This is a genomic window from Parabacteroides sp. AF48-14, from assembly GCF_003477465.1.
Taxonomy (GTDB): Bacteria; Bacteroidota; Bacteroidia; order Bacteroidales; family Tannerellaceae; genus Parabacteroides; species Parabacteroides acidifaciens.
This window is the reverse complement of the sequence record NZ_QUDI01000074.1, coordinates 1-10,669: the sequence shown is the minus strand read 5'-3', so window position 1 is coordinate 10,669 and position 10,669 is coordinate 1. Positions and strand designations below refer to the sequence as shown.

The window sequence follows — 10,669 nt, the reverse complement described above, 5'->3', positions numbered from 1 at the left end:
AACTATATATAAAAAAATGCACTATGTATTTATATTGCTCAACTATTAATTAATTCAATTGCAATATTTCATATTTCCTTTTGACTCTCAATTATTCCATTTTCTTTTATTGTTAATAAATTGCTATGATTATTTCGGTCGTTATCCTGATATTTAAGACGAATAACAGAACCTTGTATAAGAGGGGGGTATTTCTGTAAAATTTGGAAATCGGCATCTTTATAAGTTCCTTTAAAATAATTAACAACTTTAGTCTTTAAGGTGAATTTGTCAAATGGTTTCAAATTGTTGATTTTGGGTAAGTCTTCAATATAAGAAAATTTTACACCACTAACATATTCTATAGATACATTATACACCGGAGTCTCAGAGTTATTCACTAATATGAGTTCATAGCTCCAATCTAACTTATAATGCATAGGAAGATTCTGCACCTCACTCATTTCTATTGTTTTGTTACCGTATTTATTCAATATTTCGGTGGAATAACCATTAAAAACACGTCCAGAAGTATCATAAATCAGTTCTGCTTCTAATATGGGAAAAGCTGTAGAAGATAGAGCTACTTTTCCTCTTTTCTCTTTTATTTCCTGCTCGGCAACTGTTTTCCATTCTTGCAAAAGTTTCACTGGATAACTTACTGGATCTTTATCAATTATTCTAGCACAGTTTTCACAAAGCCAAATTCCATTAGAAATTCCAGATCTATCTGCCGGAGACATATTTGCATCATAACGAGGACCACCAATAGCTGCAGCCGTTATATGTGCAGCAACACCAACATTAGCAGACTTCTCTGGATTTGTATGGGGACCTATTGTTGGAACTCTACAAGAAGGACATGAGCAAAGGAAACCAACTCTTTCTGCTAATGTTCTTTTTATTTTTGCTGAAAAATCATCTCTATTATCTGCAACCATAATTATTGTAACATAAATTAAATACTTTCTATTTTATAGCATTTCCATCTTTTCCTTTAGGGATTATACCAACTTCTGTATTTATTTCATCATAGTTAACTGCTATTACTCCAATAAAACCATTCTGAATATCTAGATGTTGATATAATGTAAAATAAGGATTTATTTCTTCATAATTTCCAATTCTATCAGTCAAGAATTGGGCTAGACTTCGTTTAGGAAGAATTAACATCCCCCCTATTAAACTTTTCTGAATAATACCAACAGCTATTTTATTTAAAGCTCTATGTGAAGAAGATATATTCCCAGTTTCCCACTCCACTGCAAATACACCTTGCGGAATATTTTTAATTACATCAATGGGGCCTGGATTAATTCCATTAACACAAGACATCTGTTGTTCAGCCTGCCAACCTTTACTTTGTAGATATGTTACAAAATTTTTCTTAATAGGAACAACCCCATTGCCTTTTCTTACAGGATTTATCAAAAAGCGGTCTTTACTTCCCCATGTAACATGCTGAATAGCAGAATGCAATTCTTCCATAATAGTGCTAAAATATGGACTTTGCGCAAAATCCCCCTTAGCTAATAAGGCAATTTCTTTATCTATTTTCATATTGCTTCTCAAATAATTCAAGTAAATATGATAGACTCAAATCAAAAGCTTTTGATATTTTAAAAAGAGTCATCAAGGTTGGCTGTCTATGTCCACGTTCTAACAAGGATATGTATGTTCTATCCAATTGGCAGAGTTCTGCTAACCTTTCTTGGGAAATTTTCTTATCGGTTCTTAGCGAATAAAGAAAAACTCCAAAGTTTTTTATCAAACAATCTTCATTCATATTGTTTTTTTTTGCAAATTTGCAAACTATAGTCACGATAATCCACGGACTATAGTCTGAATTTATTAATATATAGAAGAATATGAAGTCATTTTATGAAGCAATAGGCATATTAAACAAAGATAAGAAAGAAAAAGATCAAGTCTCTATTTTGTTAAATACTCCATTTGAAATGTTAGAGTATTATAACAAAAATCATATACTTCCTGACTCTGGAGTATTGTGTAGAATAGAACAAAAGCTGGGTATTTCCAGATTTGATATAATGCTGAAAATGGGAATATACACACAAGAATTGAAAGAGCATATTAGCAATACCCCCTCTCTCTTATCATTAAATAAAGAAATAAATATCACAAATAACATTCCTATAGAATTGGCATTTGAGACTAAATTAGGAAAGCTATATCATGGTGATTGCTGTGATTTACTATCCACAATTGGAAATGAAACATTTGATTTAATTTTTGCAGATCCTCCTTTTAATTTAGACAAATTATATCCCTCTAATATTAATGATAATCTTAAACAATCTGAATATATAGGATGGTGTGAGAAGTGGCTGGATGAATGTATAAGGACTCTCAAAGTAGGAGGAAGTCTCTTTATCTGGAATCTCCCTAAATGGAACACTTATCTTTCCAAATATTTAAATGAAAGATTAACATTTAGACATTGGATCTCAGCAGATATAAAATACTCATTACCAATCAATGGTAGACTGTACCCATCTCATTATTCATTATTATATTATGTAAAAGGAGAAAAGCCGAAAACATTTAAACCAGATAGACTACCTATGGAAGTTTGCAGTAAGTGTTTTAATGAAATAAAGGATTATGGAGGATATAAGAATAAAATGAATCCTTTAGGGATAAGCCTTACCGATGTGTGGTATGATATTCCCCCTGTACGTCATTCAAAATATAAAGCAAGAAAAGATGCGAATGAGCTATCTGTCAAATTATTAGACAGAATCATTGAAATGTCCTCAAATATCGGCGATACTATTTTTGATCCATTTGGAGGAGCAGGAACTACATACATTACAGCTGAGATTAAACAAAGGAAATGGATCGGAGTAGAAATAGGACCATTAGAAGATATTATCAATCGTTTCCAAAATATTCAAACTGACAGAAGTCTGATTTTAAAATACCGGGATAAATACAATCATCTATTTCCTCCTGTAATAGAAAAGAAAAGGATAGAAAAGAATTTATGGACGTGTAAAAAAGAAGAATGATATTGGTGAAATCCATTTATGAATGCTTATGCTAAATTCTTCATATTATAATCGTGTTTCGTTTATCAAAAATATACCTCTTATTATCTAAAAAATATATTGCTGAATAAAAAACTATCTCATTGGTGGATTATTTAGAATCAAATGTTTTTTTGGTAATTATCAAGAAATAACTATCTTTGTCTTTAGTATTCTCCATAAGCAAACTACCGCAAAAGTATGTAGCAAATCAGTGGGTTAAATCATGGGATATGCCTGAAACTAAAAATATAAAGTTTTAAATATCAGCGTGGTAACTCCCTTAGGAGAATCCCAGACGATATTGAAACAATGAGATATTTGAAAATAGGATCGTTCTTATAGCGAGCAAAACGATAAAACATAATCGTGTGCTAAATCATGTGGATTCCCAAATGAAAGAAACTATAAAATGGTGATAATCAGCAGAGAGAAGATAACAGTTCTCTTGCTGGTGCACCACTGAAAATCAAGCAGTTACAGTAAAACGTAACTGTCTTTTTTGTGCATTTTCGGTGGTTTTTCCCATCAAATCCTATTATTTTCTGTGTTTTTCGTGTTGGTTCACACAAGCCATGTAAACCGAGATGTAAACCATGAGTACAACAGTCAGCATGAACATGCCTTTTTTGAATTAGTATATATTCTTTCAGGAACAGGCTTCCAATGGATTAACAACAATATGTTTCCTTATCATGACGGACATTTGTTTATGATTACTCTCGGAGATACGTATTCTTTTTCTGTTTTCGGTGCTGAAAATATCCAAATTAATAAGTTTTTCAAAAAGTATAGAGGATGCAAGCCCCTCTAATTTCAGAAAGAACAATTTGAAGTAAACCATATACATATCCTTGTTTTTAGAGTTATTGAAACAATTGAAATGACTATTTTTGCATTATATTTATAGATGTCTATGACAAATACAGAAACCATACAATCACTCATCGATAGCGGAGAAGGCTATAATGTAGAGTTCAAAGTTCGTGTTCCTTCAAAGGTTCGTGAACTAACAGAAGAAATTTGCGCTTTCGCTAATGCAGACGGAGGATATTTACTCATTGGTGTAGATGATAACGGGCAGATTATTGGCACAGATTTAGAGAATGACAAACGTTCAGCTATTCAAGGCTCTATCAGTGAAATATCTCCGGCTCTCCATTGTGATATGTATGCGGTAAATATCGAAGATAAGACAGTTTGGGTAATTGATGTTCCGTCAGGGAAAGATAAACCTTATATATTTTCCGGTTCTATCTTTGTGCGTGAGGGAGCAAACTCACAGAAACTTCGTACTGTCGAAGAAATGCGCAGCTTCTTTCAGGAATGCAACAAGATATTCTTTGATGCTATTCCTTGCTCATGGTTCAATATCTACACAGATGCAGACGAGCAAGCAATAAAAGACTTTCGCACGGAAGCAAAGCTAAGTCCATCGACTGCCAACAAACAGATATTTGAGAATTTGGAACTGTTTACGGATAAAGGAGTAGCCAAGAATGGAGCAGCCATGTTCTTTGGGAAACAACCTGAACGGAAGTTTCCACACGCAGTAACAAGATGTGTCCTTTTCAAAGGAACAACCAAAGTATATATCATTGATGATAAAACCTTTGGCGGTCCACTATACCAGCAATATTTGCAAGCTATGGCATGGTTGGAAAGTAAACTCCAAGTCGCTTACAAAATTGAGGGAGCAGGACCAAGAGAAGAAATTTGGGAAATCCCTCTTACTGTGTTCAAAGAAGCCATTATTAACGCCCTCTCACATCGTGATTATTACGAACAGGGAGCAACCATTACAATAGAAATGTTTGATGACCGGGTAGAGGTTTCTAATCCCGGAGGGCTTTTGCCTATCGTAGCTAAAGATTTCGGGCACAAGAGTATGACACGTAACCCGTTAATCTTTGGATTATTTACCCGCATGCATTTGGTTGAAAGGGTCGCATCCGGTATTCCTCGTATGCAGGAAGCTATGAAAGAAGCCAATCTTCCTAAACCTGAATTTCATACGGATGGGATATTTACGGTAATGTTTAAACGACAAACAAAGAACTATGCCAACTATGACACCAAAAATGACATAGTAAATGACATAGTAAATGAGAATGAACAGGCTGTTATTGATTTGTTAAAAACGAAGCCGGGATTAAATGCCTCGGAAATAGCAGAAAATATTTCAAAAAGTTGGAGAACAACAATGCGCTATCTTAAATCCCTTAATGAGAAAGATATGATAGAATTTAAAGGCGCACCCAAGACAGGAGGATATTTCCTGAAAAACGGTGTTACTATCAAATAAATCTCTATCTTTGCATTCAGAAATCGTACCCAAGATACAAACTTGTGTTGAACGGTGCAAAGCTGTAAAAACCTTATTCAAGGAACTTACATCGTAGTAAAATAACTTATTGAAAAATAGTGCCATATCAAACCATTTTCGGCTGCTGGTGGTACCACTTAACAAGAGTCATAGAAAAAAGAAAATCCCTGAAATACATTGTGTTTCGGGGATTTTCTTTTTAAGGCCAATCCCCTTAAAAGCGCAAAAAACGGCAGTTTATAGAACATTTCTCTTTGTTCATTCATATGCTTTTTTTCGGTGCAGAAAAAGCAAACCTTTTGCTCTAAAAATGTATATTTGTCAATCAATTAAGATGTAACAAATGAAATCGATACCTCTATACAAGTTTTATAAAAGATTCAGAATAACAATAAACAAACCGGATCATCCGATCCATTTAAATCTAATAATATGTCAAACAGGATAATTGAATACATCTGCATTTTCTCGATCTCCATTATAGTAATGCCTTTTTCTCTATCTGCAAATGACGGTGCCGTTTTGGTTTCCGGCGATGTATCGATAACGGTGAAAGCCGTGGAAGGAGGGCTCTATAAATTAAATTTTTCTTATCAGGGAACCCCGATACCCACAATCAACCCGGATGCTACGATTTTTCTGGAATTAGCCGGCTCAAAGGAGCTTTCGGGAAACTATAGTTCGTGTGTGCTTAATAGCAATATGCTTACCTGTCAAGCATTGCTTACGACAAGCTTAGGAACGAGCTTTAATGTTTCTGATATATATATTGCTAAAGGCAACGGAATCATTGAGCTCCAGCGCAAAATCCGATTATCAAACTCCAAAGCAGGCGATCGTTTCTTCAACTCCTTTTTCGGCTTTCGTACTGATGAGCAAGCAACGAATCTTACCCGGAATGAATATTTCATACCTGCCGTATGGTATAAAGGTAATTTCACTGTAACCGGGAATATTCCAGAGTATATCCCGCAGGTCAACGATACCTATTTTTATTATCGGGAAGATAGAATCACATTGCCTCTTGTTATGTTTCGCAATCCAAGAACGAATTTCACCCTTTCGATCATTCATAAAGATTCCAAATGCGAAACGGTTATCGCCGATGGAAACGGGATTGACACTTGTGCAGATTATCAGTTCGGTTCATTGGGTATAAAGAGAGAAAATAAAGTGATTTATACGAATTTTATATACCCCGGTTCGGAGGCTGAGAGACGAGGGGGACGCGGCCCACGCTATCATCCCATACAAGATGATTTAGTGCATGAATATAATCTGGAACTTTGTTTTTCAAGTGTAAATGACTATGCTACAGCAGTGAAAGACTCGTGGGGACATGCTTTCGAATTATACAATCCTACTATTTATCCGGTCGATCTCGATGTAACCTATAATGGTATCATCGAAACTTTAATGCATTATTATGGGGAAGACACGAGTATGGGAGGTAAGTACGATGCAGCGGGCTGGCCTTTCGAGGTAGACCTTACCACTTTTGAACCCAGGAACTATGATTATCAAATGGGGTTCGTAGGCATGCAGGTTGCAACCGGATATTATATCTATCGGGAAGGAGTGGAAACCGGCAATAACGATATGATAAAAAAAGGGGAAGCCGTGTTGAACTTTTGGGCATCGAAAAGCCAGACATCTTTAGGATTACCACGTGATTGGTATGATCCGGGTTGGTGGGGAAATACCGGCACTTTCCGCGACGGAAGCAACCTGCGTGTAAATACAGGAGGCATGGAAAGCCTGATTGCCGCTTGGGCGTTTGCCAAACGTAGCGGCATCGAAAAGCCCGAATGGCTGGATGCCTGCAAAAGATATGGCGACTGGCTTATAGATAACCAGAACGGAGATGGAAGTTATTATTTTTCTTATAATCATAGGGTCATAAATGCTCAGGGAAAACATCCGGTTACGGATTCAAATAAGTTTCTGACAATTTGTGCGGTCCGTTATTTGGTGGAACTTCATATCGCAGCACAAGCGGATAGTCCCGGTGATGATAAGTATAGGGAAGCGGCTGAAAAGGCAGGCGATTTTTGCTATAGGAATATACATAATACCTATACTTATGTTTCCTGTGTGATTGATAATCCCCAGACGTATGACAGCGAATCAGGCCAAATGGCTCTCAATGGATTCCTGGCCCTTTACGACCTGACGAAAGATGCTAAATGGCTGACGGCAGCCGAACAAGCTGCAACTTATACGGAAAGTTGGGTTCATTGTATGGAGATACCCGTTGAAAATGATAAGGGGAACCGCCCCACGAAATTCCCAAGAGACCGTAGCATCGTGGGGCAACACATTATTGCCATAGGACATGCAGGAGCAGACCTCGGGTTTGCATGGAGTTCCTTTGCTTTTTATCGCCTTTACCTGGAAACCGGCAATGAACATTACCTGAAAGTGGCACGCATCTCTGCCCATAATTCCAAACAGTCCATGAACTGGGATCAATCTCTTTTCCCCGGGCAGCAAAGGGGATTACAAATGGAGGTCTTCAATGTGAGTGGGCGTAGGCGCGAAAATGGGGCATTTACCTGTCTCAACTGGAATTATGCCGCACATCTTGACCCGATGTTCCGTTTCAAAGATGCCTTTGGCACACCGAATATGGAAGAAGTAGAGAAGATGAGTTGGGAAAATCGTAAATACTATAATGATATTTATTCACACGTACAGTCGGCAAACTGGGGGCAGGATATAGAAAAACCACAGTGATCGGTGAAGAACTTCATAAAAAGAAAAATCGCAGTAAAAAGTTATTCTACTGCGATTTTTTAATCATTGCTTATCGTTTCCGATAAACTATTTATTTCACTTCTTCAAAGTCTACATCAGTTACTCCACCATCCTGTTTGCCATTTCCGGCGTTGCCACCAGCCTGCTGACCGAAATCAGGACCTGGTTGTGCACCACCCTGTGCATTCTGTGCGTTGTACATTTCCTGGCTTGCGGCCTGGAATACGCTGTTCAGTTCTGCAGTAGCAGCATCAATGCCGGCGATATCTTGAGCCTTGTGAGCTTCTTTCAATTTATTCAAAGCAGCTTCGATCGGAGCTTTTTTGTCAGCCGGGAGCTTGTCGCCCAGGTCTTTCAACTGTTTTTCAGTTTGGAAGATCATACTGTCGGCCTGGTTCAGCTTGTCGATACGTTCTTTTTCTTTCTTATCGGCTTCAGCGTTAGCCTGAGCTTCTTCTTTCATACGTTTTACTTCATCGTCGCTCAATCCGCTGGATGCTTCGATACGGATGCTCTGGACTTTACCGGTACCTTTATCTTTCGCAGAGACGTTGAGGATACCGTTTGCGTCGATATCGAAAGTAACTTCAATCTGAGGCACGCCACGCTGTGCGGCAGGTATTCCATCGAGGTGGAAACGTCCGATCGATTTGTTGTCTTTAGCTAATGAACGTTCACCCTGCAATACATGGATTTCTACGGAAGGCTGATTGTCAACGGCTGTCGTAAATGTTTCAGACTTCTTTGTAGGAATAGTAGTGTTAGCTTCAATCAACTTGGTCATAACGCCACCCATTGTTTCGATACCCAATGACAATGGAGTCACATCCAACAACAGAACGTCTTTTACCTCACCTGTCAACACACCACCTTGAATAGCAGCACCTACAGCTACCACTTCGTCTGGGTTAACACCTTTGGACGGAGCTTTGCCGAAGAACTTCTCAACAATAGCCTGTACGGCCGGGATACGTGTTGAACCACCTACCAAGATTACTTCGTCGATGTCGGAAGTACTCAAACCTGCATCTTTCAAAGACTGGCGGCACGGTTCGATACAAGCCTGGATCAGGCTGTCTGCCAATTGTTCGAATTTGGCACGAGTCAGTGTCTTAACCAAGTGCTTTGGAATACCGTTAACCGGCATGATATACGGAAGGTTGATTTCCGTGCTTGTTGTGCTTGACAATTCGATCTTAGCCTTTTCAGCAGCTTCTTTCAAACGTTGCAAAGCCATCGGATCCTTGCGCAGGTCGACACCTTCTTCGCGCAGGAATTCTTCAGCCAACCAGTCGATGATTACATGGTCAAAGTCATCACCACCCAGGTGAGTATCACCGTTAGTCGATTTAACTTCAAACACACCGTCGCCCAGTTCCAGGATAGAGATATCGAATGTACCGCCACCAAGGTCGAATACGGCGATTTTCATGTCTTTGTTCGTCTTGTCCAGACCATAAGCTAAAGATGCAGCTGTCGGTTCGTTTACGATACGACGAACATTCAAACCTGCAATTTCACCGGCTTCCTTTGTTGCCTGACGCTGTGCATCGCTAAAGTATGCCGGAACAGTGATAACGGCTTCTGTCACTTCCTGTCCCAGATAGTCTTCTGCTGTTTTCTTCATTTTCTGCAGGATCATAGCTGAGATTTCCTGCGGTGTGTATAGGCGCCCTTCGATGTCGACACGCGGAGTATTGTTGTCGCCACGTACTACTTTGTAAGGTACGCGGTTGATCTCTTTCTGTACCTGATCGTAGGTTTCACCCATGAAACGTTTGATAGAGAATATTGTTTTTTCTGGGTTGGTGATTGCCTGACGTTTTGCCGGATCACCTACCTTGCGTTCGCCACCTTCTACAAATGCAACGATTGAAGGAGTCGTTCTTTTACCTTCGCTGTTTGCAATGACAACCGGTTCGTTACCTTCGAGTACGGCAACACACGAGTTGGTTGTTCCTAAGTCGATTCCGATAATTTTTCCCATAATTTTCTTCTATTTTAATTGTTATTATTTTCCTTGTATTTGCTTTTCTCTTTCGAGCTGCACTAATTATCTTACAAATCGTATGCCAAAGTAACAAGGATGCCTTTGGAAAAGTTTAGCTGACAGAAAGTGTGACAATACGTCAGTTTTCGGATTGGCTTCTAACTAAAATGTGGTTTTTATTATTATATGTATGTTAGTGGGGAGAGGCAAAGGCATTCTGACAGCCTTTAAAATTAGTAAAGCAATCTCTATTGATATTGGTTCTATTCTGTACTCTAAAAGTGATGTGTACGAAACAAAGTTACATTAAATCTATGCTTAGTAACAGATTTGCATTCATATACCTCTTCCTGAAATACTTCTTTCCATGTAGTCCATAGATGAAATGAGCTTAAAACCGGTTAATGTGTGGATTTGGTAAATCATTATGAGAATCAGTTTTTGATAATAAAATATTGATGTATAGCTATTTGTGTTTTAAGATCGTGTAAATGTGATTTTAAAGTATATTTTTGATTTGAAGCGTGTAATGTGTTGAATATAAGAATTTTATGCTGATTGTAAATG

7 protein-coding genes and 1 pseudogene are annotated in these 10,669 nt (G+C 38.0%); 4 read left to right on the top strand and 4 right to left on the bottom strand.

The features are described from left to right. Nucleotides 1-68 precede the first annotated feature (68 nt). From DW083_RS21395 to DW083_RS21385, 3 genes are read right to left on the bottom strand one after another with little or no spacing between them, the layout of a single operon-like run. On the bottom strand, nucleotides 69-920 hold the full coding sequence (locus tag DW083_RS21395; protein ID WP_122333774.1) for a hypothetical protein: 852 nt from the start codon (nucleotides 918-920) through the stop codon (nucleotides 69-71). A gap of 28 nt (nucleotides 921-948) precedes the next feature. After that, the gene (locus DW083_RS21390; protein WP_122333773.1) at nucleotides 949-1,539 is read right to left on the bottom strand and encodes a restriction endonuclease; all 591 of its coding nucleotides are present in this window, start codon (nucleotides 1,537-1,539) and stop codon (nucleotides 949-951) included. Further along, the gene (locus tag DW083_RS21385) at nucleotides 1,526-1,765 is read right to left on the bottom strand and encodes a helix-turn-helix domain-containing protein (RefSeq protein ID WP_122333772.1); all 240 of its coding nucleotides are present in this window, start codon (nucleotides 1,763-1,765) and stop codon (nucleotides 1,526-1,528) included. The genes DW083_RS21390 and DW083_RS21385 overlap by 14 nt, the downstream gene beginning before the upstream one ends. Nucleotides 1,766-1,847: 82 nt before the next feature. Between DW083_RS21385 and DW083_RS21380 the strand changes: the two genes are divergently transcribed. From DW083_RS21380 to DW083_RS21365, 4 genes and pseudogenes are all read left to right on the top strand, one after another. Beyond that, nucleotides 1,848-3,011 (top strand): site-specific DNA-methyltransferase, encoded by a 1,164-nt coding sequence (locus DW083_RS21380; protein WP_122333771.1) that lies wholly within the window; start codon nucleotides 1,848-1,850, stop codon nucleotides 3,009-3,011. A 574-nt stretch (nucleotides 3,012-3,585) separates the two neighbouring features. Then, nucleotides 3,586-3,837: pseudogene (locus DW083_RS21375) on the top strand (AraC family ligand binding domain-containing protein); the annotation flags it as partial. Nucleotides 3,838-3,945: 108 nt separating this feature from the next. After that, the gene (locus DW083_RS21370; protein ID WP_122333775.1) at nucleotides 3,946-5,334 is read left to right on the top strand and encodes an ATP-binding protein; all 1,389 of its coding nucleotides are present in this window, start codon (nucleotides 3,946-3,948) and stop codon (nucleotides 5,332-5,334) included. A 453-nt stretch (nucleotides 5,335-5,787) separates the two neighbouring features. Beyond that, nucleotides 5,788-8,091 (top strand): hypothetical protein, encoded by a 2,304-nt coding sequence (locus DW083_RS21365; RefSeq protein ID WP_147382177.1) that lies wholly within the window; start codon nucleotides 5,788-5,790, stop codon nucleotides 8,089-8,091. Nucleotides 8,092-8,182: 91 nt separating this feature from the next. Here the strand turns inward: DW083_RS21365 and dnaK are convergent, their stop codons facing one another. Beyond that, nucleotides 8,183-10,099, bottom strand: a complete 1,917-nt coding sequence (gene dnaK, locus DW083_RS21360) for a molecular chaperone DnaK (RefSeq protein WP_122333769.1) — start codon at nucleotides 10,097-10,099, stop codon at nucleotides 8,183-8,185. Nucleotides 10,100-10,669: the final 570 nt, after the last annotated feature.